Here is a 26,196-nt window from a genome sequence, read left to right as displayed (position 1 = left end):
CGAAATTGCGTAAGACAAAAAAGATGGTGCGGTCCTCCATCCGAAGAACGGAGAACCGCTCCATCGACGAAAGGTGACGCACGCAATCCTGGAAACCGGCTGGCCTGGAAACCGACTGGCCTCGAAACCGACTGGTCAGCGGGAGTCTCACCGGCTCGGTCTGGCGCGACGCGCCGCGGCTGCCTAGATAGCGGTATCTCGCCAGGAGCCCGTTTCATGACATCATCGCTTTTCCAGCCGATCACCCTCGGCGGCCTCACCTTCCCCAATCGCATCGCGGTTGCCCCCATGTGCCAGTATTCGGCCGAGGACGGCTCCGCCAGCGACTGGCATCTCTATCACTGGATGAACCTGGCAATGTCGGGCGCCGGCATGGTGACCGTCGAGATGACCGATGTCGAGCGGCGCGGACGTATCTCGCATGGCTGCCTCGGCCTCTATTCCGACGACAACGAGGCGGCCGCCAAGCGCACGCTCGACGCCGCCAGGCGCGTCGCCGCGCGCGGCACGAAATTCGGCGTCCAGCTTGCCCACGCCGGCCGCAAGGCTTCTAACCGCAAACCCTGGGAAGGCGGCGGTCCGCTGCAGCCTGGCGAGGATCCCTGGCAAACCGTTTCAGCCTCGGCCATCGCCTATGATACAGGCTGGAACGTGCCGCATGCTTTGGACGAGGACGAGATCCTGGAGCTGATTGCGCGCTTTGCGCAGGCGGCCGTGCGCGCCGAACGCGCCGGCTTCGACTTTGCCGAATTGCACGCCGCGCATGGCTATCTGATCTTCCAGTTCCTCTCGCCGCTCTCCAACCAGCGGACGGACCGCTGGGGCGGGTCGCTGAAAAATCGCATGCGCTTTGCGGTCGAAATCGCCAGGGCGGTGAGGAAGGCCGCTCCGTCCATGATGCTGGGCGCACGCCTTTCGGTTAAGGAATGGGTCGAAGGCGGTTTCGACGTCGAGGACGCAATCGAGGTGGCCAAGGCGCTGAAGGCCGAGGGCATCGCCTATATCTGCTGCTCCAGCGGCGGCAATTCGCCCCTGCAGCAGGTGCCGCCCGGCCCTGGTTACCAGGTGCATCTAGCGGAGGCCGTGCGCAACGGCGCCGGCATTCCGACGCGCGCCGTGGGGCTGATCGACGATCCGCGCCAGGCCGAGGCGATCGTGGCCGACGGTCGTGCCGACATGGTGGCGCTGGCGCGCGCCTTCCTCGCCGACCCGCGCTGGGGCTGGCGCGCGGCGGCTGCTTTCGGCGAGGAAATCCATCCCGCGCCGCAGCTGGCACGTTCGGTGACGACGATGCGGCATTGGATGAAGGCCGCTGGCTAGATTCAGGAAAAGTGTGACACGGTCAGGCTCGGCGGCTTCGCCGTGGCCTTCCGTCTGGAATTGCGTCAAAACAAACCCGAAATCAGCCGTGTGCTGAGACGTTTGGGCGCAGGATCCTCGCCACAACTGCAACCAATTTGGCCGTTTTACGTTGGCGGCCATGATAGACAACAAGCCCTTTGAAAAGCCGGTGGTGGTCGAACTCGGCCATGTCGGCAAATATCGCCAAATCCGAAGCACCCGCGAAGCAGCCGAGTGCCTGATGACCGTTTGGCCGCTCAATCGCGGCGAGCGTCATCGAGATGCTCTGGACACTTGCCTCAAGGCGCTGGAAGGTTATCGTTCGACAGCGGACGCACGTCGCGCCCTCGTCGAGGCGGCCAGGGAATCGGAAGTGCTGGTTCCTGAAGACAGGCTGCCCGACGGAAAGCTGCATTGAGCAGGTTTCTTAACCGGAGGATTCCATGGCGAAGCTGACTTACAAGATCGTCGAGCATGATGGCGGCTGGGCCTACAAGGTCGGCTCGACATTCTCTGAAACTTTCCGCACGCATCAGGAAGCGCTGCGCGCCGCCGAAATCGCCTCGGCCGAGCAACAGGTCGCCGGCACCACGGACGGCATCCAGTATGAGGATGCCGAAGGAAAGTGGCACGATGAACTCGCCGACGGCCGTGACCGCCCACAGACCGAAGTATCTGACTGAAGCATTTCAGGAAAAGTGTGAGCGGTCAGGCTTGGCGCTCTCGCCGCAGCCTTCTGCCCCGAACTGTGTCGGCGTTTCGCCGTTTTGTGAAGCGGAGAAAAACACTCCAACAAACTGGAACCGCCTCCGCGACCGGCAAAGCCCAAGGCTTCATGCCGGCCGCCGGAGACTATGCGGCCCTATTTGCCGCAGTAGTTGTCATTGACGTTCTGCTGCGAATTGGCATCGGGACCTGGCGTTGTGTCGGCACACGGCCCGATAGCGCCGGTATTGCCGTGGGTGGTCAGCCCGGAGCCACCGTTGATGCTGCCTGTGGTATAGGGGTCCGCCTGCTCGCTCACGTCGGGACGATGGTCGCGGTGCCACCACCACCAGTCATCTGATGACTGCGCCATGGCCGCGCCACCCATGGCCAGCACCAGCGCCGAAGCTGCGATAAGTCTTGTAAGCATCGGATTTCTCCATTCTCTCAATCGCAAAAATATATGGGGCCGAGGCCCTACAGCGACACAGGCGAAACCCTGCCGCCGGGGCTAAAGTTCCACCGGAAATTGCGGGTGGGACGGAATGTCCGACACTTTTGTGTGACGCCGCGTGATCAACCGCGAAGCATTGCCGTGACCACCAGCCGAATTCATTTCGCGTCGGCGAAAGCACGCGCGGCGACACGTTCTATAAAGGCCACCACCCGTTCGGATTCCAGGAATTGCGGCATGTGGCCTAGACCTTCGACCCGTTCGAAGTCGAGGCCCCCGATCCTATCCAGCATCGTTCGCCATGCACGGCCTCGACGATGACCCGGTCATCGGTCCCGAACAGAATGCCTGCCGGTATCGCAATGTCGCGGTAACGCCGTTCGATTTCGCCAAGATCCCATTCCACCGCGACGACATCGGTGGAGGTGGCGAAATAGTGGGACGGACGCAACCCGAGCCAGCCCCCGCCGGCGACCATGTAGTCCGCGGGAACCGCTTGCGGCGCGAAAATGAACCTCAGCGTCGGCTGCGCGTAACGAAGGCTAAGTGGCACCGCCACCGTATGGGCCAGGACGCGGCGCAACAGCGGCGATGGAACATAGAGCAGGTCAAACCGCTCACGTATCCTCGCTTCGAGATGCGTCAGCGGCGAGAGCAGCGCAATGCCGGAAATCGCTGTCGGATGCCCGGCTGCAAGAGCAAGGGCGATGGCCCCACCGAGCGAATGGCCGACGATGAGTGGCCGTTCCAGACGCAATTCCTCGATGAAGCGCCGCAGGATATCGGCCTGTTCGGGCAATCGGCCGGTCACACCCCTTGCCCGAACCGAATAGCCGGAGCCTGGCCGGTCGAGCGCGATCAGCCGGTAGCCAGAACCGAAGCGCCCGAACAGCGAATGGCGAAAATGGTGGAGCTGAGCGCCGAGCCCGTGCACGAAGACGATCGGCCTGCCCTCGCCCTCTTCCACATAGTGGATGCGGTTGCCGTCGATCTCGACGAATTTTCCGCAAGCCCGCACCAGTCTTTCGGCCTTTGCCGCGATCCGCCAGGTCGCAAGCATCAGCGCGAGCACGACGAGGACGACGACGGCAAGCAAGCCGGCAAGCAGCCACAAGACAATCGATATCAGCATGTTTTCACCCGGCTCGACCGACCGCACCATATCGGCAACGGCAGCCGCCACAAGCGCGCATCCGACACATCCGGGTTTCGCATTGCCGCCGGCCGCCGGCCGCGTTATCTCAAGCGACCTATTGTGCCGGAGCCCGCCATGCCTGAAATCGTCACCGCCGCCATGCTCGTCATCGGCGACGAGATCCTCTCCGGCCGCACCAAGGACAAGAACATCGGCCACCTCGCCGACATCATGACGGCGATCGGCATCGACCTGAAAGAAGTGCGCATCGTCCCCGATGAGGAGGACGAGATCGTTGCGGCGGTGAACGCCCTACGCGCTCGTCATACCTACGTCTTCACCACCGGCGGCATCGGCCCCACGCATGACGATATCACCGCCGACTCGATCGCCAAGGCCTTCGGCGTGCCCTGCGAATACGACGCCAGGGCCTATGCGCTGCTCGAAGCAAGCTATGCCGGGCGTGGCATCGAATTCACCGAAGCGCGCAAGCGCATGGCGCGCATGCCGCGCGGCGCCGACCATATCGACAATCCCGTCTCCGTTGCGCCGGGCTTCCGCATCGGCAATGTCCATGTCATGGCCGGCGTGCCGTCGATCTTCCAGGCCATGCTCGACAATGTTGTGCCTACGCTCAGGGCCGGCACGAAGATGCTGTCGGCCACGGTGCACTGTCCCTTCGGCGAAGGATTGATCGGCGGGCCGCTGGCCGAGATCCAGAAGGCGCATCCCGACACGATCATCGGCTCCTATCCCAAATATGGCGACGGCAAGTTCTGGACCGAACTCGTCATCCGAGCCCGCAGCAAGGAAGCGCTCGAGGCCGCGCGCAACGACGTCGAGGCGATGGTGGCGGGCTTGGCCAAGGGAGGCTGACCGGGCATTCGGCTGGAACCAGTCAACGCGCTGAGGCGTTCCTCTGCTTTGCATGCGTAGCGCAACAATTGAGGGATCAGTCATGCGCTTCAAGACAATCGTCGCCATTTTGCAGAACGAGCAGGACGCCGAGCGCGTCCTCGATTACGCCCTTCCGCTTGCCGAAAGGTTCGAGAGCCATCTCGTCGGTATCCATGCCGAGGCGCTTCCCGTGCCCTACACATCGGCCACCGGCTTCCCGGATACCGAATTCCTGCAGGTCTCGGCCGAGATGAATAAGGAACGCGCCGACAAGTTGCGGGCCTATTTCATGAAGCGGATCGAGGACTCCGGCCTGTCCTTCGAGTGGCGTAGCCTGGAAAGCTTCTCCGACGACAGCGCGCTGACCGGCATATCGAGCGTGCGCGCCGCCGATCTGATCATTGCCGCGCAGCGCGACACCGGCGGCGATCCTGGCGCCGACGTCGACACGTTGGTCTACGATGCCGGCCGGCCGGTGCTGGTCGTGCCCCATGCCGGGCCACTGGTCACGACCTTCAGACGTGTGCTGCTGGCCTGGAACGGCAGCAAGGAAGCAGCCCGGGCCGCGTTCGATGCCCTGCCCTTTATCGCCGAGGCCGACAAGACGGACATTCTCGTCATCGACCCGGCGGAGACGCTCGATGAATCTCCGGAAGCCGCCGGCGCCGAGATCGCAGCGGCGCTGTCGCGTCATGGTGCCAATGTCAGTGTCTCCGTGCAGAAATCGGACGGCTACTCGGTGGACGATATCATCCAGTCGCGGATAACCGAGTCCGGCGCCGATCTTCTGGTGCTCGGCGCCTACAGCCACTCCTGGCTGCGCCAGCTTCTGTTCGGCGGCGTCACCCGCACGGTGTTGCGCACGACGAATGTGGCGGCCTTCCTGTCGCGGTGAAGGTAGGTCTCGAACCCGTAAGCGGTTTCGAGGCTGTCAAGCAAAAGCGCATCGCTTCAATTCGTCTCAGCGCGACGCGCATTGAGTCCAGCCCCTCCCCTTGCCAAGCCCGGCGCTTTCCGGCTAATTCCGCCTGCATTCCAGTGTTTCTGCGCGCCGACGGCGCGCCTTGCGGAGTGCGCGAACCATGTCCCTTCCCGAAAAAGCCTTTCCCGTCTCCTGGGATCAGTTCCACCGCGACGCCCGCGCGCTTTCCTGGCGGCTGTCCGGCGCCAACAAGGGGCAATGGAAAGCGATCGTCTGCATCACGCGCGGCGGACTGGTGCCCGCCGCCATCATCGCGCGCGAGCTCGGCATCCGCGTCATCGAGACGGTGTGTGTGGCCTCCTATCATGACTACACCAGCCAGGGTCAGTTGCAGGTCCTGAAGGAGATTTCGCCGCCGCTGCTCGCCGATGACGGGGCGGGCGTGCTGATCATCGACGACCTCACCGATACCGGCAAGACGGCGGGCATAGTGCGCGCCATGATGCCGAAGGCGCATTTCGCGACCGTCTATGCCAAGCCGAAGGGCCGCCCGCTGGTCGACACATTCGTCACCGAGGTCAGCCAGGACACCTGGATCTACTTTCCCTGGGATATGGGCTTCACTTACCAGAAGCCGATCGCGGACGATCACGCCGGCTGAGCGGCCTTCACCGTTCGAGAGGATCTGGCTCAAGCCAGGTCCTGTAACCGCGCCAATGAGCGCAACTACTTGGGCAAATGACCTTTTCTGGTGGCATTTCCCGATAGCGTGAAGTTTTTTACTTTTAAAGCCCATAATTCGCCCTAAGATTTGTAAGGTGGCAAACGATTCTGGAGGCTTGGGGCAGCTTCTTACCATGTTGACGAGGTCGACGACGCACAACCAGATGGCCGAGAGAGTCCGGCGGCTCTTCGGCGTCGCGCCTTGTCGCCTGCAGGTGGCCGCCTTGCCTTGGCGTGAGGGCGAGAACGGCGTCGAGATCATGCTGATCACCAGTCGCGACACCGGGCGCTGGGTGCTGCCCAAGGGTTGGCCGGAGGCCAGGGAACCGCTTTGCGAAGCCGCCGCTCGCGAAGCGGGCGAGGAAGCCGGGCTGCGCGGCACCGTCTCGCATCTTGAAGCCGGCCGCTATTTCTATGCCAAGGTCCTTGCCTCGGGCGAGGAAGTGCCTTGCGAGGTGCTGGTCTTTCCGCTGCATGTCGAGCACGTGGCGGATCGCTGGAAAGAGAAACGCGCGCGCACCCGCAAATGGGTCGGCCCGAACGAAGCGGTCCGTATGGTCAACGAACCTGACCTTTGCCAGATCATTGCCGGCTTCTGCGCCGCGCCGCACAAGTTCGCCTGATTCAAAAGCAATCCCAGGAAAAGTGTGAGCGGTTAGGCTCGGCGGCTGGCTGTAGCTGAGCTCGGCGACTTCGCTGTAGCTGGGCTCGGCGACTTCGTCTTAGCTGGGCGGCGGCTTCGCCGTAGCCTTCCGTCCGGAATTGCGTGGATCGTCAGACGCGGCCGAAATCATCTGAGCTGAGCCGGGTCCAACGATCGCCCATCAACCCGCCGATGAAGATGTCGCCGGAGCGGACCGCCTCCGTGACTTCGGCAACGCGCGAGCGGACCATCGTGCCACCGGCATAATGGAAGAAGACGTTCTTGTAGCCGAAGAGTTGAGGCATGAACCTGCTCTGGGTCTGGCCCCTAATGCCTACACAGCCCAAATCCCGCGCCGCCGCAATGAGAGCATCCAGCGTCACGCCCCAGTGGGATCCGGACGCCTGGATTTGCAACAGGTTCGCGATGCCGCCGGCTTGGCCATAGAAGGCGTAGCACCCCAGCATCTTGCCCGTTTCTTCGTCAATCCCGCCGAAATGAAGCGGCCCGTCGGCCTGCTTCTCGGCCGCCAGCGCGAGCAACCGCGGCAGCTCGCCATCCTTCCAGCTCGGACGCAGGGAATAATCGGCCATGAGGACAGGCAGCCGCTCTGCAAATTGGGCCGCATCGATCGGCTCCCGGTGGGTACGTTGGCTTGACGAATGCTGGGCCGGCGGATCGAACCTTCTTCGTGCAAGCGCATCAAATGCTCCCGCGAAAGGATCGAGCGCAAGGCGAGGCAGCCCCGGCCATTTGCGGCGCACTGTGGCGACGGCCATGGCGCCCGGCCGGAAAACACAGGTCCATTCCAGACAATGCACCGGCAGGAGCTGGTACTTCATCGGACGCGCGAAGGCCAAGGATGTCCGGTTGGCGGAATCGGTCAGGTACAGGTCGAATTCGCTTTGATGCAGGGCACGCAGCAATTGCGGCCCGGCCCAACCGTGATCGATGCTGGAGTCGGTCATGAATGGACCGATGATGGCAGCGTTCAATGCCGTTCCGTTAAGCTCATATCGAGCTTTCAGAACACCCATGAAGCCACCCAATCGGCCCTGCGGGTTGATCTGGACAAGAGCCTTGCTCTTATCCCCATCAAGGTAGAGCTTCCTCATATAGTCCGCCGTCTGCGCGATCGCGCGATCGCGCTGGCGGCGACGATGGCGAAACTTCATCAGGAACAACGCGGCGACGTGCTCGAGATCCTCGGCGGCTAAAGGCCGAACCGAACCATGGGATTCCAGCGCCGACGGCCCAGCCACCTTGCCCGGGCTCGCTTTTGCGGAAACCGGATTCATCGTGAATGCCTAGACCAGAACGCTAAAGGCTGCCGTTCTTCCCAAAGAAGTCTCCATGCGATCGGCTTCCTGCAAAAATCTCCTAGAGCCTTCTTCTGCCATACCTGATTTTCTTTTCTGTAAATACATTCAAATCATTGTTTTAATCGCGTGAATAGCTAAAATCTAAAATAAAACTTCCCAAACTTCTAAATGCAAAGTAATTTGAAAAACATATTGAGCCCCTCTAACCGCATCGCGTGAGAGCGGTTGCAACCGCGTTGCGGCGATGGCGCCCGGCAGAGGCCGGGCGCCATCCTTCCTCAGGCGACGAGGCCCTTCGTCAGTTCGAGCGCCTGACGCTCGAACAGCCGCCGGTAGATGCCGCCGTTCAGCCGGATCAGCTCGTCATGCGAACCTTCCTCGGCGATACGTCCGCGATCGAAGACCAGCAGCCGGTCGAGCGCCCGCGCCGTCGAGAGCCGGTGCGCGATCACCAGCGTCGTGCGCCCGACCATCAGCCGCTCCATCGCCTTCTGGATCAGCACTTCCGATTCCGAATCGAGGCTCGATGTCGCCTCGTCCAGGATCAGGATGCGGGCGTCGGCCAGGAAGGCGCGGGCGATCGCGATGCGCTGGCGCTCGCCGCCCGACAGTTTTACGCCGCGCTCGCCGACCAGGGTTCCATAGCCCTTGGGCAGTCTGGTGATGAAATCATGGGCGCTGGCGAGTTTGGCCGCATGCTCGATCTCGGCCTGGCTGGCGCCGGGCCTGGCATAGGCGATGTTCTCGGCGAGCGACCGGTGGAACAGGATCGGCTCCTGCTGGACGATGGCGATCTGGCTGCGCAGCGACGCCTGCTCGACCTGCGAGATGTCCTGCCCGTCGATCAGGATCCGCCCGGCGTTCACGTCATAGAGCCGCTGGATCAGCTTGACGAAGGTCGTCTTGCCCGAACCCGAATGCCCGACCAGTCCGATGCGTTCGCCCGTCGCGATATCGACCGAGAAATCGCGGTAGAGCGGCAGAAGGTGATTGCCGTAGTGGAACGTCACCTTGTCGAAGGCGATGTGCCCATCGGTGATCCGGATCGGCCGGACGCCGGGCCGGTCCTCGATGCCGAGCGGTTCGGACTGGAAGTCGACCAGTTCCTCCATGTCGTTGATCGACCGCTGCAGGTTGCGGATATGCGTGCCGATGTCGCGCAGATAGCCCTGCAGCACGAAGAACGAGGTCAGCACGAAAGCGACATCGCCGGCGCTCGCCTGGCCCCAGGCCCACAGCATGAGGGCAAGGCCGATGACCGCCGCCCGCATCACCAACAGCAGCACCCCTTGTGTGGTGCCGTTCGCAGTGCCGCGCATCCAGGTGCGGCCGGTGCGCAGGCGCCATTTGGCGACGACGCGTGCCAGCCGCGCTTCCTCGCGGGTCTCCGCCCCGAAGCCCTTGACGACCGCGTTGCAGCTCACCGCGTCGGCCAGCGAACCGCCCAGCCGCGTATCCCAGCTGTTGGCGAGCCGCGCGGCGGGCGCGACATAGCCGAGCGACAGCATCGCGGTGACAGCGATGAACAGCACCGAACCGGCGGCCACCACAGCCCCCATCAGCGGCCAGAACCAGCCGAGCAGCAGCGTCGATCCGACAAGCATGACAACCGACGGCAGCAGCGCGATCAGGATCGTGTCGTTGAGCAGATCCAGCGCCCACATGCCGCGCGTTATCTTGCGCACCGTCGATCCGGCAAAGCTCTTGGCGTGCCAGTCCGTCGAGAAGCGTTGCACCCGATGGAAAGCATCGGAGGCAATGTCCGACATCATCTTCAGCGTCAACTCGACGATACACAGGAAAGCGGCATTGCGCAGCACAACGCCTGCCAGCGCCAGCGCCACCAACATCGAGAACGCCACCATCGCCGCATTCCAGGCTACTTCGTCGGTTCCCGCGCCGCTGGCGACCGCATCGACCAGGCGGCCGGAATAGAAAGGCGTCAGCACGTCGGCCAGCGTCGAGAGCAGGAATGCGCCCGTGATGAGCGAAAGCCGTCACGGCTGGCGCTGCCAATGGCTGAACGTGAAGCCAAGCACGCTGCGAAAGGCGCTCGCGCGCAGATCCATCTTGAAACGACCCATGATGTCATCCGGGCGCAAACGAGCCCGGTCCCGGTAAAAATCGAATTGGAAACCCGCGTCCGCGCGTTGCAGCGTCTGTGACAGCGGGAGGTTCAGTATGGTAGGCCGCCTGCCCTGAGGCGGCGACCGGCAGCGGCAAACGCCTGTCTGTGTCCGGCTCTCCGAAAAACCTTCGGAAAGCCCGAGCAGACCTAGGCCTCGCGGCCTCGCATAACGATGTCAAATCCTGCCATACGGTCCTCCCGGAAGGGAATCGCGGAGAGGCTCTTATAGATAGCCATCAGCCGATCGCCAAGTCGGCCAGTCGCCAAAACGACATTTGGTCCAAGCACTGAGACGAATTTGCAACAACGGCGGGTTGTGGCCGGCCTCAGGAGCGATCCAGTCGCATGTAGCGCCCTTCCGCCCGGAATCCGAACTTCTGGTAGAGGCTGTGAGCGTCGCTGGTCGTAAGGCTCCAATGAGAGACGGTCTTCATATCGGGATGATCGAGGAGTGCCTGCACAAGCCGTTTGCCGAGGCCATGCCCACGACGCTCCGGCCAGACGATGACGTCGGCAAGATAGGCGAAGACCGTGTAGTCGGTGATGCGCGGGCGAACCGACCTGCTCGCCGTCGAGGTAGGCGCCGACGCAAAGCGAGTTGTCGAAGGCGCGGCGGTTGGCCTCGTCGGTTCGCGACGCACCCCAATAGCTTTGCATGAGCAGATCGGAGGTTGCCCGAAAATCGATCCGCGACAGGTCGAAACTGATTTCAACATCCTGCATGCGCGGCGCAATCTCGCGGACTAGCCGCGGTCCCGGAACCGGTTGGTGATCGGATAGCGGCGGTCGCGGCCGAAATTCTTCTTGGTGATCTTCACGCCGGGCGCCGCCTGGCGGCGCTTGTATTCGGCGATGTAGAGCAGGTGCTCGACGCGCGTCACCGTCGCCCGGTCGTGGCCGCGCGCGACGATGTCCTCGACGCTCATCTCGTTCTCCACCAGGCATTCCAGGATGTCGTCCAGCACCGGATAGGGCGGCAGCGAATCCTGGTCGGTCTGGTTCTCGCGCAGCTCCGCCGACGGCGCCTTGTCGATGATGTTCTTGGGGATAACCTCGCCGGACGGCCCAAGCGCGCCCGGCGGCACATGCGAATTGCGCCAGCGCGACAGCGCGTAGACCTGCATCTTGTAGAGATCCTTGATCGGATTGAAGCCGCCATTCATGTCGCCGTAAAGCGTGGCGTAACCGACCGACATCTCGCTCTTGTTGCCCGTGGTGACCACCATCGACCCGAACTTGTTGGAGATTGCCATCAGGATCGTGCCGCGAGCGCGGCTCTGCAGGTTCTCTTCGGTGATGCCTTCCTGGGTGCCCTCGAAGAGCTGCGTCAGCGCATGCTTGAAGCCTTCGACCGGCTCGGAGATCGGCACGATGTCGTAGCGGCAGCCGAGCGCGCGCGCGCAGTCCTCGGCATCCTTCAGCGAATCCTTCGATGTATAGCGGTAAGGCATCATGACGGTGCGTAGCCGCTCCTCGCCCAGCGCATCGACGGCCAAAGCCGCGCAGATCGCCGAGTCGATGCCGCCGGAGAGGCCGAGCACCACGTTCTTGAAGCCGTTCTTGTTGACGTAATCGCGCAGGCCCAACATGCAGGCGCGATAGTCGGCCTCTTCGCGCTCGGGGATCTTCGACATCGGGCCTTCCGAGCAGACCCAGCTGTCTTCCTTTCTTTTCCAGGTGGTGACGTCGACCGCCTCCTCGAACTGGCTCATCTGGAAGGCAAGCGTCTTGTCGGCGCCGATGGCGAACGAGGCGCCGTCGAAGATCAGTTCGTCCTGGCCGCCGAGCTGGTTGGCGTAGATCATCGGCAAGCCGGTTTCGATGACCTGCCGGATGACGATCTGGTGGCGAACGTCGATCTTGGCACGGTAATAGGGCGAGCCGTTCGGCACCAAAAGGATCTCGGCGCCGCTTTCGGCCAGCGTCTCGCATACGGCGATATCGCCCCAGATGTCCTCGCAGATCGGAATGCCGATGCGCACGCCGCGGAAATTCACCGGACCCTGCAGCTCCGGCCCGGCCTGGAAGACGCGCTTCTCGTCGAACTCGCCATAGTTGGGCAAATCGAGCTTGTAGCGTTCGGCGATGATCTTGCCGCCATCGGCGAAGACGACGGAGTTGTGCGTGCCGGACCGGCGCTTCAGCGGCGTGCCGATGATGACGCCGGGCCCGCCATCGGCCGTGTCGTTGGCGAAATCCTGCGCGGCCTTCTCGCACGCCTTCAGGAAGGAAGGCTTAAGCACCAGGTCTTCCGGCGGATAGCCGGCGAGGAAGAGCTCGGTATAGAGCACCAGATCGGCGCCCTGGCGCGCCGCGTCCGCCCTCGCCTCGCGCGCTTTTGCCAAATTGCCGGCCACGTCACCGACGGTCGGGTTGAGCTGGGCAACGGCGATACGCAGGATATCGGGAGCGGTCTTGGTCATGGAACGGATTTAGCGTGGCTGAAATCGCCCCGCAATGGCGTTTGGTTGTGCCACTTAGGACTAATCGGCAAAGCCGATTATGTCCCTGATCGATCAAAGATCGTATCCCGACTAATCGGCAAAGCCGATTATGTCCCTGATCGATTGAAGATCGTATCCTGACTATCGGCAAAGCCGATCATGTCCTCACCGATCGAAGATCGTATCCTGACTAATCGACGGAGCCGATTTGTCCCTGACCTATCGATGGAGACCGATCGATCCCAACCACCTAGTCGCCCATATATTCGCGCAACGCCTCCGCCGAGCGATTCTCGCCGATCGACATCGCCAGGATGCGTGAGATGTGCCGGCGCGGCAGACCGGTCTCGGCCGACCATCGGTTGATCTGCGCCTGGATCTTGTCGAGGTCCCGCTTCGAGGTCGGGTTCTCGGCGATATCGAGGCCGGCATCGCGCAATGCCGCCGCCATGTCGGCGGAGACGACGAACGTGTCCCATTCCAGCCAGCGCAGGAAATACTGGCCGGTGTTGCCGCCCAGCCGGCTGCCATGCTTGGCGAGATACGCGGTCAGGCCGACCTGATCGTCCGCCGGCCATCCGGCGATGAATTTGCCGAAGCTGCCATGTTCCTTCGATACGCGATCGACGAAGGCGGCGTTGTCGCGCACCGACTTGATCTTCTGCGGGTTGCGCACGATGCGGCTGTCCGACGCCAGCTCGTGCCAGAAATCGTCGGGCTGGAACAAAAGCCGCTTCGGCTCGAAGCCGAGGAACGCTTCCTCGAAACCGGGCCATTTCTGTTCGATGACGCGCCACACGAATCCCGCGGCGAAAATGCGCTCGGCCATGGTGGAAAGAATACGGTCGTCGGGGACTTTCGCCACCGCCGCATTGTCGGGCGCAGGACCAAGCAGCGGAGCTAGCACCGCCTCGCCGCCCTTGCGCTTTGCCGCCCGCGCGTGGATTTTCTGGAAATCGAGCATCGTTGTCCTCGCCTGTTCACCGCAATCTAGCACTTCACGTCCGACCCGGCAGCCTCTACGTCTATCGATGCCGGGGCGAAGGAGAGGACAGATGAACAAGATCGTCGAGGACATGGCGAACCGTTTGCTCAAGCGGAAGCCGGACGGTTTCGGTCCGCTCGAGAGCCGCGTCCTCCAGTCGACGCTTGAGCGCACCACCATCACCCGCGACACCAACAAGGCCGTCGCCTTCCACGCGACGTATGGCGACCGCGTCGCCGATACTATCGCCAGGATCGGCGGCTCCTGGTCCTTCATACTCGGCTTCCTTGCCTTTCTCGTTGTTTGGACCGTCGGCAATGCCTGGCTGCTCACGCGCGACGCTTTCGACCCCTACCCCTTCATCTTCCTCAACCTGGTGCTGTCGATGCTCGCGGCGATACAGGCGCCGGTGATCATGATGTCGCAGAACCGTCAGACCGAGCGCGACCGCATCGACGCGGCCCACGACTACGAGGTCAATCTGAAGGCCGAGATTGAGATCATGGCCCTGCATGAAAAGCTCGACGAGTTGCGCCACAGCGAGATCATCGGCATGCGGGACGAGATCCTGCGCATGGCCGAGCAGATCAGGCGCATCGACGAGAAACTGTCGGCGCGGTCCGTAACGGAATGAGCGAAACCATCCATCATCTCATCGGGCAATACGGGCTGATCGCGGTCTTCCTGGGTTGCGTCGCCGAAGGCGAAAGCGCGGCAATCCTTGGCGGCTTCTTTGCCCATCAGCATGTTTTCGTGCTGTGGCAGACTTTCCTCGTCGCATTTCTCGGCGCCTTCGCCGGCGACACCTTCTTCTTCACCATGGGGCGCAGCTTCGCCGAACATCGCTATGTGAGACTATTGCGCAGGCGTCCGGGTTTCAGCCGCGCCTACCGCCTGCTCAACACCCATCCCAACATTTTCGTGCTGACCAACCGCTATATCTACGGCATGCGCCTGGTCGGCGGCGTCGCCGCCGGCCTGTCGACCGTGTCCGTGCCGCGTTTCGTCATCCTGAATGCCATCTCGTCCGCGGTCTGGGCGGCCCTGTTCAGCGGCATTGGCTTTGTCTTCGGCCTGGGCGCGGAGGAAATGGTGGGCCAGGCGTTTGCACGCCATGAGCGCCTGCTCATCGCCCTTGGCGTCGGCGTCGTTGTCGCCGCGGTAGCCTGGTTGGTAGGCCATCACTTCGCAAAGCGTGAACGCGCCAGGGAAGACCAGGCGGGATCGTGATCAATCGCAAGGATCAGATCGGCGCACCGGTAAGGCGCTCGATCAAGGCGACGCCCCAGACGCCGCCGGCGATCACGATGGAAATCAGCACCGCCAGCGACCCGCAATCCTTGGCGAGCTGGATATCGATGTGGAATTCCCGCGAGATCGCGTCGCAGGCCGCCTCAATGCCAGTGTTGAGCACTTCGACCATGATCAGGAGCAGCACAGCGCCGATCAGCAGGGCGTAGCCGCGCCACGAGACCGAGATGAACCAGCCGGCCGGCAGGGCGAGCGCAAGCAGCATCAGCTCCTGCTGGAATGCCTTCTCGTGTGCGGCAAGCTTGCGGAAGGCCCGTACCGAATTGATGAAAGCGTCGATCAGCCGCTGCATGCCCAGCCCCGTTTCGAGTAACCGTCAGGGGGATATCGCAACGGCCGGATCAAGGGAATAAGGCAGCCGAACCAAAATCATTCGTCCGCCACCTTTATCGACGGCGTCGACCTCTCGAACTGAGGTAACCCGTCTTCGATCGAATAATAATCGCCTTTGTCGCCGACGAAGATGTGGCACTCGCCCCGCAGGCTCGTCGGTTCGTCGAAAGACCCGGCCAGAACCGACACATATGCATCCTCCCTCGGCTTCCAGAACAGCGCCGATCCACAGATCTTGCAAAAGCCGCGCTTGGCAAAGGTGGAGGCTTCGTACCAGGTGAGGTTTTCCGCGCCGGTGATCGCGATATTGGCATCTGGAACATTGGTCGCGGCGAAGAAATGCCCGCTCTGCTTCCGGCACTGCGTACAGTGACAATAGATCACTCCTCGCAACGGGCCCCTCGTCCTGAAGCGCACCGCCCCGCACAGGCATGATCCACTGTGATTTTCGTCCATCCCGGCCTCCTTCGACATCGTCCGCCCGATCCACTGCCGAGAGGATTCCAGGTTTAAGGCGGCCGGTCGCAGGCAAATGCGACACCGAAGCGACGCCTTTCGAAAGCTGCTCCGCATGAGATTACACGTTGTGATAGCAAAGACATCGAGGAAATGCAGGCTGTTAAGGAAACTTTAGCGCAACTGCATCTATGATTCCTGCAAGCGAAAGTCGTGTTGGGGACGCGCCATCGCATTTATGGTTCCGATTCAAATCCCCGCGAGCGACTCCCGGCGGAGGCAGGTCTGCGGTCGCACTGAAGGGGCAGTGAACACGATATGCAGCCGGCAGCCATTCCGACTGACAGGAACACCGACATCGCCGGCACCGTCGTGGGGACGATGCGTCAGCTCGGCGTGCTCGGACTGCCGCGCAACTACGAAATCTTCTACGAGGCACTCACCGGCAGCAATCACGAGCTCAGCCTTGCCGTTGTCTCGTTGAGCAATCGCCCGACCCAGGAGGACCTTGACGGCATCGGGCGCGCCTTCTTTCCCCAGCATCATGGTCCGGCCATCGTCGAGCATGCCCGCGAGATGGTCGCCAACGAGCTCGAGGACATCGCTGCGCTGTTGCGCAGCGAGCGTTCGCATATCGAAAAGTATGGCCGAATTCTCGATGAGACCTCGACCGGCCTCAGCAACCGCAGCCTGCTTTCGCAGGAAATCCTCCAGAAGATCGCCGGCGCGATGTCTGCCGCCACCAGCTCGACGATCGACCATGGCCGCCAGATCGCCAGCACGCTCAGCGAAAAGACGGCCGAGCTTGAAAGCGTCAAGTCGAAGCTCGAGGAATACAAGCGGCTTGCCGATACCGACCCGCTCACGCAGCTGTGGAACCGCCGCGCCTTCGACAAGGAGATCACCCGGATCTACAACAGCAATCGCGGCATCCTGTTCAGCGCTTTGATCCTTGCCGATATCGATCATTTCAAGGACATAAACGACCGCTACGGCCATCCGGTCGGCGACAGGTTCCTGCAGATCATCGCCGAGATCTTCCAATCCGGCGTCCGTTCCGACACGTTCGTCGCGCGCACCGGTGGCGAGGAGTTCGCGTTTATCGTCGAGGGCGCCAGCGAGGAAGCCACATGTGAGATCGCCGAGCGCATCCGCGCCCTGATCGAGCAGACCCCGTTCACCAGCAGCCAGACCGGCATGAACTACGGCACCGTTACTGTGTCGCTGGGCATCTGCATGGCCTCGGAGGCGGAAAATCCCGAAGATCTCTATGCGAAGGCGGACCGGGCGCTTTATCGCTCCAAGGTCGGCGGTCGCAACCGTGTGACAAAGCATTCGGCCATGGCCGGCCGGGCCGGCAAAGGCTGGCTGCTTTACAAGAAAGACTGACACTGCCCTTTCCAGGAGAATTTTTGTGGACTATATTTTCCACAGAAATGAAAGGGTGCTTATGCAACGTCCAGTCGCGGCCGCGGCGGCCGAAAACGCCGTTGTCACCAAGGCCACGCTGCGCGCGGCCGATCTGCTCGACATCACCGCCAGGACGCTCGCTTTGGTCATCGGTGTGTCGGAAGCAACGGTCTCGCGCATGCGCCGGCAGGAATTCCTGCTTGAACGGGGCACCAAGCCGTTCGAGCTGGCGGTGCTGTTCGTCCGCCTGTTCCGCTCGCTCGACGCCATCGTCGGCGGCGACGAGACCGTTGCCCAGGCCTGGCTGAAGAGCCCCAACACCACGCTCGACGGCACACCGCTCGAAAAAATCCTGACGATTGCCGGACTTGTCGATGTCATTGCCTACCTGGACTCCCGGCGCGCTCTCGTCTGAGGCCGTCAGGCTCGAAGGCAAGTACTGGCGCATGGTCGAGGCGCAGCACCGCGTCTCGACCCTCAAGCTCATCGACACGCTCGATGAGCAGTCGCTGCTGGAAGACCTCATCGAAGACACCAAGCCGCATATCCCGCTGGAGTGCCGCCACCTCCATTACCTGTTGTCGACGCCTTTTCGCTATGGCTCCGTCTATCCATACGGCTCGCGCTTTCGCCGCGCCGGCAAGACCAAAGGCGTCTATTATGCCGCCGAGACGGTGCTGACGGCGGTGGCGGAAATGGCTTTCTACCGCCTGTTGTTCTTTGCGGAGTCGCCGGCGACGCCATGGCCGAACGACGCCGCGGAATACACTGCCTTCGCCGCTGCGATAAAATGCGGCCGCGCGATCGACCTGACACGGCCGCCGCTCGATCGCGACGAAAAGGCCTGGACGCAGCCCACCGACTACACCGCCTGCCAGGCGGTCGCCGATGTCGCGCGCGAAGCCGAACTGCAGGCGATCCGCTATCGCTCGGTGCGCGATCCCAAGGGCGCCAATATCGCGCTGTTGACCTGCAAGGGCTTTGCCGAGGCCAGGCCGCTGGAGCCGCAGACCTGGCGCATCCGGATCGGCTCTTTCGGCCTGCAGGCGATCTGCGAATTCCCGGAGAAGAGGCTGGAATTCTCACGCGCTGCCTTTGCGGACCCAAGACTTGCCGGAATGCGCTGGGAGCGCGGCTCCTGAACTCGCAAAGCTGTATCGAGATTCAGGTCAGGACGAGCCGAGAATGGTGGCCTCCGAGAACCGGAGCGGAGCGTGCCTCAATTACGTGAGCACCGGAAGCGCAGGAGCCCGCCATTCGCAGGCCGACCTCACCTGAGTATCGATACAGTTTTAGGCCAGGATGTTGACGGCCCGCGCCGCCACCAGCGCGATCGTCAGGAGCGAGATCATCGCTTCGGCCATCATCAGGAGCTTGGCGCGTTGCGTGAGCGGCAGAGTGTCGGTCGGCGAGAACGCCGTGGCGTTGGTGAAGGCGAGGAAGACATAGTCGACGAAGCCCGGCAACCAGCCCTGGATCTCGCGATCGGGCAACGTCATTTGCGGGAACAGGAAATCAGCATGCGCGCGCTTGACAAGGCCGCAGGTCGGCGGACCGCCGCGGTCGGTGCTCCAGAACCAGAGCGCAAAGACGATCACATTGGTGACCCAGATATTGAGCGCGTCGACGAGTAGCGTCGTGCCCGCGCCGGCGCGTCCTTCCAGCAGCGCCCGCACCAGGAAGACCAGCGATCCGCAATTCATGATGCTGATGACGCCGGTCATAACCAATGCCGTGCGGCGGATATAGAGTCGCAATCGGCCGATCGCGTACCAATGCTCATGGTCGACCGCTTTGCGCGTCTGCATCTGCGTCCATGCCGTCGCGATCGACAGGGGCGCCAGCAGCGCCGCCTCGACCGTCGGGGCCAGCCAGCGCGGGCCGAAGGACAGGTTGTTGATGACCAGAAGCTGCAGGCAGATGATGACGAGAACCGCCGCGCGCGCCGACCAGAAGTCTAGCCCACGGTGATGGATGACGGCGTGCTGGTGACGCATGGAGGCACCTGAATGGCTGGAGCATGATGCCGAAAGCGGTTTTCGGACGGCACCATGCACTCTGGAACCGCGGCGCTCCGAACAGCGGGCCGGCTCAGGCAACCATCAGCCGGCGGGTCCTGCCCGAAGCGCCGGCGGTGGGTTCCATCGCAATCTTGGTTTTACAATGTTGCGGAAGAATACATTTTCGTAAGCTTTTGCTATCGCACTGTTCAGCAATCCACCGGTATGATTTTAGGCCCGCATGTCGAGAACCACGGAATCCGTTCATCTTTGGCCGTCGGCAATCGCCGCGGAAGGCAATCTGCCTTCGATCTGGAACGGCTTGGTCCGGCACCCATGGCGATTGCTGGCGCTTTTGTGCCTGACGCAGATCGCTTGCTGGACCGTCATGCCGGCGATCGTCAATGTCGGGCCGCCTCGCGACGTCGTCGAGGGGTTCATGTGGGGCCGCGAATGGGTGCTGTTGACCTATAAGCACCCGCAGCTCCCGTGCTGGCTGCTCGAGATCAGCCATCTCCTGACCGGCTCGTTCCGCTGGCCGCAATACCTGCTGTCGCAATTGATGGTCTCGACGACTTTCGTCCTGGTCTATCTGCTTGCGCGCGACATCATGGGCTCGACCCGCGCGCTCGCCGCCGTGCTGTTGATGCCCTCGATCTACTTCTTCGGCTGGCCCACCCCGCAGTTCAACCATGATTACGCACAGATGCCTTTCTGGGCGGCAATCTCATGGCTGCTGTGGCGCTCGGCGCGCGATGGACGGCCAGGCTGGTGGCTCGCCCTCGGCCTCGTTTCCGGCCTGGGGCTCTATGCCAAGTTCTCGACGGCTTTGCTGCTCGCCTTCGGCGGCATCTGGATCTTATACGACACCCGTGCCAGAAGCCGCCTTGCCACCCCATGGCCATGGCTCGGCCTCGCGGTTTTTCTCGGCGTCGCGGCGCCGCTGGCAGTTGAGCTTGTTCGCCTCGATTTCCTGCCGTTGACCTATGCCGCGCATCGCAACGCCTGGGTGCTCGCCAACCGCGCCCGGCTTTACTATATCGGCGTTCAGCTTGCCGGGCTTGCCGCTCTTCCCGTCGTTCTTGCTCTTTCCGGCCTGCTGCGACGGCAGGCCGCCCCCGCACGGGACCCCTTACCGGCCCACCCCGTCCCCGAGCGGCGCGCGATTGTCTACCTGGCATGGATGGGCGTGGGGCCGGCGCTCCTGATCATGGTCGCCTCGCTGTTTACCGGCACGGGCGAGTCCTGGGGCGCGACGATGTACAATCTCGTCGGTGCCCTGGCGATCGCGCTTCTAGGCCAGCGACTGGGATCTGTGGAATTGCGCCGGCTGATGGTGCTGGCCTTGCTATGCGTGGTCGGCGTATCGAGCGCCTATGCGGTGACCCGCTGGACGGGTTGCAACGTCCTCGGTCGCCTGCAGCCGATGTGCTGGCCGGCACGATCGATCTCGCAGACGGCCGAGGCGATCTGGCATGAGACGGTGCCAGGACCATTGGGCATCGTCGGTGGCGAGGACGGCGTGGCCCAGCTTGCCGGGCTGGAAGCTGCGGACCAGCCCTCTATCTTCACGGCTCTCGACAGGCGCCTTGCCCCCTGGATCACGGACCAGCGCCTGCGGGATCAGGGTATGCTGCTGGTGTGGCCGACCCATTGGAGGCTTTCCCCGCAACAGCAGGCGTGGATCGCCGGCCTGCCGGTCAAGACGGTGCCGTTCGACTGGTCGCTCAAAGCACCGCCCTTGCAGATCAGCTTTGCCGTCATTCCGCCCGGCAGAACCAATTTCCCGGGCGACCCGCCCGGACCGCCCGATCCGGATTGAAGTTTATCAGCCCCGACGTCAAAAGGCGCTGGCGTCGCGGCCAGCGCCTCCAATGATAGGCGTCAAGCCTCTGTTCAGGCGTTGGCGGCCTGCTTGTGCTGCACCGGGTGGCTCTTCTTGAGCAGGTCCGACACCAGGAAGGCGAGTTCGATCGCCTGGTCGGCATTGAGGCGCGGATCGCAATGGGTATGGTAGCGGTCCTGTAGGTCCTCCGCCGTGATGGCGCGGGCGCCGCCCGTGCATTCGGTCACGTTCTTGCCGGTCATCTCCACATGGATGCCGCCCGGATGCGTGCCCTCGGCGCGGTGCACCTCGAAAAAGGTCTGCACTTCCTTGAGGATGCGGTCGAACGGCCGCGTCTTGTAGCCTGCCGCCTCGATCGTGTTGCCGTGCATCGGGTCGGACGACCACACGACGTTGCGGCCTTCCTTCTTCACAGCTCGCACCAGCTTCGGCAGGTGCTCGGCGAGCTTGTCGGAGCCGAAGCGCGCGATCAGCGTCAGCCGGCCGGGCTCGTTCTCGGGATTGAGCAGGTCGATGAGTTCCAACAATCCATCCGGCGTCAGCGACGGACCGCATTTCAGGCCGAGCGGATTTTTGATGCCGCGGCAATATTCGATATGCGCATGGTCCGGCTGGCGGGTGCGGTCGCCGATCCAGATCATATGGCCGGAGGTTGCGTACCAGTCGCCGGAGGTCGAATCGACGCGTGTCAGCGCTTCCTCATAGCCAAGCAGCAGCGCCTCATGGCTGGTGTAGAAATCGGTCTCGCGCAACGCGAAGTTGGTTTCGGACGTGATGCCCACCGCGCGCATGAAATCCATCGTCTCGGTGATGCGGTTGGCGAGCGATTCGTATTTTTCTCCCTGCGGGCTGTCGGCGACGAAGCCCAGCATCCAGCGATGCACGTTCTCAAGGCTGGCATAGCCGCCCTGCGCGAAGGCGCGCAGAAGGTTGAGCGTCGCGGCGGACTGGCGATACGCCATCTCCTGGCGTGCCGGATCCGGAATGCGCGAGGAGGCATCGAATTCGATGCCGTTGATGATGTCGCCGCGGTAGCTCGGCAGCGTCACGCCGGCCTTGGTCTCGTTGTCGGACGAGCGCGGCTTGGCGAACTGGCCGGCGACGCGGCCAACCTTCACCACCGGCTGCGCGCCGGCGAAGGTGAGCACCACCGACATCTGCAGGAAGACGCGGAAGAAGTCGCGGATGTTGTCGGCGCCATGCTCGGCAAAGCTCTCGGCGCAGTCACCGCCCTGGAGCAGGAAGGCTTCGCCGGCGGCGACCGCCGCCAGCTGCTTCTTCAGCTTGCGCGCCTCGCCGGCAAAGACCAGCGGCGGATAGGTCGCAAGCCGCGCTTCCGTGGCTTGCAAAGCGCCAAGGTCCGGGTAGGCCGGGACCTGCTTGATCGGCTTTGCTCTCCATGAATTCGGCGACCATTTCGTCATCGCTGCACCCAACGCCCTTTCGGAGCAACCCCAGGAAAAATGTGAAATTTCCGTCCGGAATTGCGTCAAACAAACCGGCGAGCGTGCTTGCCCGCCCTTCCAGCCTCGATACGAGGTCGCGGCTCCTTACACGAAGCCGATTACCTATTCTAGCCGCGTTTTTCAGTGGTGGCGAATGCGTCGAGCTGCTCGGCTTGCCAATGCGGACGTCGTTAAGCGGCGTTGTCGACCAATCTTGCCAATTGGGTCATGACAACAGCCGAACCGGCGAGCCGCTTCTCCGCGTTCGGCCAATCGCGGATGAAGACTACGCTGTGGTCGGCCCTGATCTTGGCCTGCGAGCCCTGCTCGCCGATGAATTTGACCAGCCCGACCGGATTGGGGAACTCGCGCTTGCGGAAATGGATCACGACGCCCTTCGGGCCGGCATCGAGCTTCTCGACATTGGCCTTGCGGCAGAGCGCCTTGATGAAGACGATCTTCAACAGATGCGTCACCTCTTCCGGCAGTGGCCCGAAGCGGTCGATCAGCTCGGCGCCGAAGCCGTCGATCTCCTCGGTGGTTTCGAGGTCGCCGAGGCGACGGTAGAGGGCCATCCTGAGCTGCAGGTCCGGCACGTAGCTTTCCGGGATCATCACGGCGGTGCCGACCGCGATCTGCGGCGACCAGCCGCCGTCCTGCACTTCGCCGGTGTCCTTCACCTCGGCCACCGCCTCCTCGAGCATCTGCTGGTAAAGCTCGAAACCGACCTCCTTGATATGCCCCGACTGCTCTTCACCAAGCAGATTGCCCGCGCCGCGTATGTCGAGGTCGTGGCTGGCGAGCTGGAAACCGGCGCCGAGCGTGTCGAGCGACTGCAGCACCTTCAGCCGGCGCTCGGCCGTGTCGGTCAGCTTGCGGCTCGCCGGCAGCGTGAACAGCGCGTAGGCACGCACCTTGGAACGGCCGACGCGGCCGCGCAGCTGGTAGAGCTGCGCTAGGCCGAACATGTCGGCGCGATGGACGATCAGCGTGTTGGCGGTCGGGATGTCGAGGCCGGATTCGACGATGGTCGTCGACAGGAGCACGTCGTACTGGCCGTCGTAGAAGGCGTTCATGATGTCGTCGAGCTCGCCCGGCGGCATCTGGCCGTGGGCGACCGCAACCTTCAATTCCGGCACGGATTCCTTTAGGAAATCATGGATTTCGGCCAGATCGCTGATACGCGGCACGACATAGAAAGAATGGCCGCCGCGATAGCGCTCGCGCAGCAGCGTCTCGCGGATGACCAGCGGATCGAAGGGCGAGATGAAGGTGCGCACCGCCATGCGGTCGACGGGCGGCGTCGCGATGAGCGACAGCTCGCGCACGCCGGTCAGCGCCAATTGTAGCGTACGCGGGATAGGCGTCGCCGACAGCGTGAGCACATGCACGTCGTTCTTGAGCTCCTTCAGCCGCTCCTTGTGCTTGACGCCGAAATGCTGCTCCTCGTCGATGATCAAAAGCCCGAGATTCTTGAACGAGATCGAGCTGCCGAGCAGCGCATGCGTACCGACGACGATGTCGACCGTGCCCTCGGCGATCCCCTTCTTGGTTTCGGCCAGTTCCTTGGAGCCGACCAGGCGCGAGGCCTGCGCTATGCGGATCGGCAGGCCTGAGAAGCGCTGCGAGAAGGTCTTGAAATGCTGGCGCGACAGCAAGGTCGTCGGCACGACGACCGCCACCTGGAACCCTTCCATGGCCGCGATGAAGGCGGCGCGCAGCGCCACTTCCGTCTTGCCGAAGCCGACATCGCCGCAGACCAGCCGGTCCATCGGCTTGCCGGCGCCGAGATCGTCCATGACCGCGTCGATCGCCGTCTGCTGATCGTCGGTTTCCTCATAGGGGAAGCGCGCAGCGAACTCGCCATAGAGCCCCTCGGCCGGGATCAGGGCAGGTGCGGCGCGCATCTGACGCTCGGCGGCGATGCGGATCAGCTGCCCGGCCATGTCGAGCAGGCGCTTCTTCAGCCTTGCCTTGCGCGCCTGCCAGGCGCCGCCGCCCAGCTTGTCGAGCGGCGCCTCAGCCGAATCCGAGCCATAGCGCGAAAGGAGCTCAATGTTTTCCACCGGCAGGAAGAGCCGGTCATCGCCCGCATAGTGGATCTCCAGGCAGTCATGCGGCGCGCCGACGGCCTCGATGGTGCGCAGCCCGACGAAGCGGCCGATGCCATGGTCGGCATGGACGACGATGTCGCCTGCCGACAGCGACGTCGCTTCGGCAATGAAATCGGAGGCCTTTTTCTTGCGCTTGGAACGCCGAATGAGCCTGTCGCCGAGGATGTCCTGCTCGGCGACGACGACCAGATCGTCGGTCTCGAAGCCGGATTCGAGCGGCAGCACGGCGAGGCCTGCCTGCCCCGGCTCCAGCTTTTCGACCTCGGCAAGCGTCGCGACGGGTTCCAGATTACTTAGATGGTGCTCCGCGAGAATTTGCCCGAGCCGGTCGAGCGAGCCTTCAGTCCAGCCGGCGACGACGACGCGGCGACGCGCCGCGCGCTCGTCGGCAATGTGTTTTACGACGACGTCGAAGACATTGATGTTCGGGTCGGCACGTTCCTCCGCGAAACTGCGGCCCTGCCGCGAGCCGCCATGGAAGACCTTCTTGCCTCCGACATCCGGCGCGTCAAAGACGGTGAAATCGATGTCCTCGCGCGGACCGAGCGACGCCTTGAGATTGTCCGGCGAGAGATACAGAAGATCCGGCGCCACCGGTTTGTAAGGCACGGCATCCTTGAGCGCGCTGTCGGCCTGCTTCCGCCGCGCCTCGTAATGGTCGAGGATCAGCGTGTGCCGCTCGGCCAGCGCCTCATGCGCCAGATGGTCGAATACCACAGGCGCGTCCGGCAGATAGTCGAACACCGTTTCCAGCCGCTCGTAGAAGAAGGGCAGCCAGTGCTCCATACCGGCGAAACGGCGGCCTTCGCTGACCGCCGCATAGAGCGCGTCGTCGCGCGAGGGCGCGCCAAAGGCTTCGATGTAAGAGCGGCGGAAGCGGCTGATCGTCTCCGGCGTCAGCGCCACCTCGCTCATCGCTTGCAGCGACATCGACTTGCGCTGCCCGGTGGTGCGCTGGGTCGCCACGTCGAAGACGCGGATCGATTCCAGCGTGTCGCCGAAGAAGTCGAGCCTGAGCGCCTCGCTCCAGCCGGGGGCAAAGAGGTCGAGGATGCCGCCGCGCACCGCGAATTCGCCGAGGCCGCGCACGGTCGGCACGCGCTCGAAACCGGAGATCTCCAGCCGCGCGATGAGCGCGTTCATATCGATCTGGTTGCCGGGCCTGGCATGGAACGTCTGCGCTTCGATCAATTCGGCCGGCGGAATGCGCTGCAGCAACGCATTGGCGGTGGTGAGGATGACGGCGCGATGTGGCTTCTTGGCCAGCGCGATCATGGCCGAAAGCGCATCGAGCCGCCGCGCCGCGGCATCGGCGCCGGGCGACACGCGATCGTAAGGCAGGCAGTCCCATGCCGGCAGTTCCAGCACCGGCAGGCCGGGCGCGGCAAAGGCGAGCGCCTCGATGATCGCCGGCAGCCGCTGGCCGTCGCGGGCGACGAACAGCACCGGCTTGTCGGGCGCGATCTCCTGCGCCGTCTGCACCAGGGCGAAGGCTTCGTAGCCGTCGGCGACGCCGTCGACGATGAACTGGCCGGCGCGGCCCTTGGGCAGGCCGATTGTAGGGATAAGGCTCATGGATTGG

General features: G+C 63.1%; 25 protein-coding genes and 1 pseudogene. 14 read left to right on the top strand and 12 right to left on the bottom strand.

Going from position 1 to position 26,196, the window contains the following annotated elements:
- Positions 1-216 precede the first annotated feature (216 nt).
- From LB528_RS00930 to LB528_RS00920, 3 genes are all read left to right on the top strand, one after another.
- A complete protein-coding gene (locus LB528_RS00930) occupies positions 217-1,320 on the top strand; it encodes an NADH:flavin oxidoreductase/NADH oxidase (RefSeq protein WP_224713519.1) in 1,104 nt (367 codons plus the stop codon).
- Between the two features lie 160 nt (positions 1,321-1,480).
- The gene (locus tag LB528_RS00925) at positions 1,481-1,759 is read left to right on the top strand and encodes a DUF982 domain-containing protein (RefSeq protein ID WP_201410293.1); all 279 of its coding nucleotides are present in this window, start codon (positions 1,481-1,483) and stop codon (positions 1,757-1,759) included.
- Positions 1,760-1,784: 25 nt separating this feature from the next.
- On the top strand, positions 1,785-2,024 hold the full coding sequence (locus LB528_RS00920) for a DUF2188 domain-containing protein (RefSeq protein WP_140750592.1): 240 nt from the start codon (positions 1,785-1,787) through the stop codon (positions 2,022-2,024).
- Between the two features lie 179 nt (positions 2,025-2,203).
- On the opposite strand, the gene LB528_RS00915 is transcribed toward LB528_RS00920, so the two are convergent.
- Both LB528_RS00915 and LB528_RS00910 read right to left on the bottom strand, forming a co-directional pair.
- Positions 2,204-2,476 (bottom strand): hypothetical protein, encoded by a 273-nt coding sequence (locus tag LB528_RS00915; protein WP_224713518.1) that lies wholly within the window; start codon positions 2,474-2,476, stop codon positions 2,204-2,206.
- A 268-nt stretch (positions 2,477-2,744) separates the two neighbouring features.
- Positions 2,745-3,683: an alpha/beta fold hydrolase gene (locus tag LB528_RS00910; protein WP_224713517.1), complete on the bottom strand. Its 939-nt coding sequence runs from the start codon at positions 3,681-3,683 to the stop codon at positions 2,745-2,747.
- An 87-nt stretch (positions 3,684-3,770) separates the two neighbouring features.
- Between LB528_RS00910 and LB528_RS00905 the strand changes: the two genes are divergently transcribed.
- The 4 genes from LB528_RS00905 (at position 3,771) to LB528_RS00890 (ending at position 6,800) form a co-directional block, all read left to right on the top strand.
- On the top strand, positions 3,771-4,511 hold the full coding sequence (locus tag LB528_RS00905; RefSeq protein WP_224713516.1) for a competence/damage-inducible protein A: 741 nt from the start codon (positions 3,771-3,773) through the stop codon (positions 4,509-4,511).
- A gap of 82 nt (positions 4,512-4,593) precedes the next feature.
- The gene (locus LB528_RS00900) at positions 4,594-5,427 is read left to right on the top strand and encodes a universal stress protein (RefSeq protein ID WP_224713515.1); all 834 of its coding nucleotides are present in this window, start codon (positions 4,594-4,596) and stop codon (positions 5,425-5,427) included.
- Positions 5,428-5,614: 187 nt separating this feature from the next.
- Positions 5,615-6,115 carry a xanthine phosphoribosyltransferase gene (gene gpt, locus LB528_RS00895; protein ID WP_095765134.1) on the top strand — a complete coding sequence of 167 codons (501 nt, stop codon included), beginning with the start codon at positions 5,615-5,617 and terminating at the stop codon, positions 6,113-6,115.
- Between the two features lie 196 nt (positions 6,116-6,311).
- On the top strand, positions 6,312-6,800 hold the full coding sequence (locus LB528_RS00890) for an NUDIX hydrolase (RefSeq protein ID WP_224512230.1): 489 nt from the start codon (positions 6,312-6,314) through the stop codon (positions 6,798-6,800).
- A 151-nt stretch (positions 6,801-6,951) separates the two neighbouring features.
- On the opposite strand, the gene LB528_RS00885 is transcribed toward LB528_RS00890, so the two are convergent.
- The gene (locus LB528_RS00885; protein WP_224713514.1) at positions 6,952-8,118 is read right to left on the bottom strand and encodes a hypothetical protein; all 1,167 of its coding nucleotides are present in this window, start codon (positions 8,116-8,118) and stop codon (positions 6,952-6,954) included.
- A gap of 302 nt (positions 8,119-8,420) precedes the next feature.
- Positions 8,421-10,226, bottom strand: a pseudogene (locus LB528_RS00880) (ABC transporter ATP-binding protein).
- Here LB528_RS00880 and LB528_RS00875 point away from each other — a divergent pair.
- On the top strand, positions 10,158-10,307 hold the full coding sequence (locus LB528_RS00875; RefSeq protein WP_224713513.1) for a hypothetical protein: 150 nt from the start codon (positions 10,158-10,160) through the stop codon (positions 10,305-10,307). The pseudogene LB528_RS00880 and the gene LB528_RS00875 sit on opposite strands and share 69 nt — an antisense overlap.
- 289 nt (positions 10,308-10,596) lie before the next feature.
- On the opposite strand, the gene LB528_RS00870 is transcribed toward LB528_RS00875, so the two are convergent.
- The 3 genes from LB528_RS00870 to LB528_RS00860 all read right to left on the bottom strand — a co-directional run bounded on the left by LB528_RS00870 (position 10,597) and on the right by LB528_RS00860 (position 13,678).
- Positions 10,597-10,911, bottom strand: coding sequence for a GNAT family N-acetyltransferase (locus LB528_RS00870; protein WP_318012252.1), 315 nt, complete (start codon positions 10,909-10,911; stop codon positions 10,597-10,599).
- 102 nt (positions 10,912-11,013) lie between these two features.
- Entirely contained in the window at positions 11,014-12,693 is a 1,680-nt protein-coding gene (locus LB528_RS00865; protein WP_224713512.1) for an NAD+ synthase, read from the bottom strand.
- Positions 12,694-12,964: 271 nt separating this feature from the next.
- On the bottom strand, positions 12,965-13,678 hold the full coding sequence (locus LB528_RS00860) for a DNA-3-methyladenine glycosylase I (protein WP_224512241.1): 714 nt from the start codon (positions 13,676-13,678) through the stop codon (positions 12,965-12,967).
- 91 nt (positions 13,679-13,769) lie between these two features.
- On the opposite strand from LB528_RS00860, the gene LB528_RS00855 reads away from it, so the two are divergent.
- Entirely contained in the window at positions 13,770-14,333 is a 564-nt protein-coding gene (locus LB528_RS00855) for a DUF1003 domain-containing protein (protein ID WP_224713511.1), read from the top strand.
- Positions 14,330-14,929 carry a DedA family protein gene (locus LB528_RS00850; RefSeq protein ID WP_224713510.1) on the top strand — a complete coding sequence of 200 codons (600 nt, stop codon included), beginning with the start codon at positions 14,330-14,332 and terminating at the stop codon, positions 14,927-14,929. Before LB528_RS00855 ends, LB528_RS00850 begins: the two co-directional genes overlap by 4 nt.
- A gap of 13 nt (positions 14,930-14,942) precedes the next feature.
- On the opposite strand, the gene LB528_RS00845 is transcribed toward LB528_RS00850, so the two are convergent.
- Together LB528_RS00845 and LB528_RS00840 are read right to left on the bottom strand one after the other, a co-directional pair.
- Positions 14,943-15,302, bottom strand: a complete 360-nt coding sequence (locus tag LB528_RS00845; protein WP_224512244.1) for a diacylglycerol kinase — start codon at positions 15,300-15,302, stop codon at positions 14,943-14,945.
- Positions 15,303-15,379: 77 nt separating this feature from the next.
- Complete coding sequence (locus LB528_RS00840; protein WP_224713509.1) at positions 15,380-15,799, bottom strand: GFA family protein; 420 nt, start codon at positions 15,797-15,799, stop codon at positions 15,380-15,382.
- A 318-nt stretch (positions 15,800-16,117) separates the two neighbouring features.
- Between LB528_RS00840 and LB528_RS00835 the strand changes: the two genes are divergently transcribed.
- From LB528_RS00835 to LB528_RS00825, 3 genes are all read left to right on the top strand, one after another.
- Entirely contained in the window at positions 16,118-17,188 is a 1,071-nt protein-coding gene (locus LB528_RS00835) for a GGDEF domain-containing protein (protein ID WP_224713508.1), read from the top strand.
- A gap of 61 nt (positions 17,189-17,249) precedes the next feature.
- Positions 17,250-17,624 carry an MbcA/ParS/Xre antitoxin family protein gene (locus tag LB528_RS00830; RefSeq protein ID WP_224713507.1) on the top strand — a complete coding sequence of 125 codons (375 nt, stop codon included), beginning with the start codon at positions 17,250-17,252 and terminating at the stop codon, positions 17,622-17,624.
- The gene (locus tag LB528_RS00825) at positions 17,584-18,351 is read left to right on the top strand and encodes an RES family NAD+ phosphorylase (RefSeq protein ID WP_224713506.1); all 768 of its coding nucleotides are present in this window, start codon (positions 17,584-17,586) and stop codon (positions 18,349-18,351) included. Before LB528_RS00830 ends, LB528_RS00825 begins: the two co-directional genes overlap by 41 nt.
- A gap of 150 nt (positions 18,352-18,501) precedes the next feature.
- On the opposite strand, the gene LB528_RS00820 is transcribed toward LB528_RS00825, so the two are convergent.
- Entirely contained in the window at positions 18,502-19,206 is a 705-nt protein-coding gene (locus LB528_RS00820) for a hypothetical protein (RefSeq protein WP_224512249.1), read from the bottom strand.
- Positions 19,207-19,450: 244 nt separating this feature from the next.
- On the opposite strand from LB528_RS00820, the gene LB528_RS00815 reads away from it, so the two are divergent.
- On the top strand, positions 19,451-21,031 hold the full coding sequence (locus LB528_RS00815) for an ArnT family glycosyltransferase (RefSeq protein WP_224512252.1): 1,581 nt from the start codon (positions 19,451-19,453) through the stop codon (positions 21,029-21,031).
- Between the two features lie 74 nt (positions 21,032-21,105).
- Here the strand turns inward: LB528_RS00815 and LB528_RS00810 are convergent, their stop codons facing one another.
- Both LB528_RS00810 and mfd read right to left on the bottom strand, forming a co-directional pair.
- On the bottom strand, positions 21,106-22,479 hold the full coding sequence (locus tag LB528_RS00810; RefSeq protein ID WP_224713505.1) for a class II 3-deoxy-7-phosphoheptulonate synthase: 1,374 nt from the start codon (positions 22,477-22,479) through the stop codon (positions 21,106-21,108).
- A gap of 212 nt (positions 22,480-22,691) precedes the next feature.
- On the bottom strand, positions 22,692-26,189 hold the full coding sequence (mfd, locus tag LB528_RS00805; protein ID WP_224713504.1) for a transcription-repair coupling factor: 3,498 nt from the start codon (positions 26,187-26,189) through the stop codon (positions 22,692-22,694).
- Between the last annotated feature and the right edge of the window lie 7 nt (positions 26,190-26,196).

Source organism: Mesorhizobium sp. CA4 (assembly GCF_020165075.1).
Lineage (GTDB): Bacteria > Pseudomonadota > Alphaproteobacteria > Rhizobiales > Rhizobiaceae > Mesorhizobium.
This window is presented reverse-complemented; position numbering and strand designations above follow the sequence as displayed.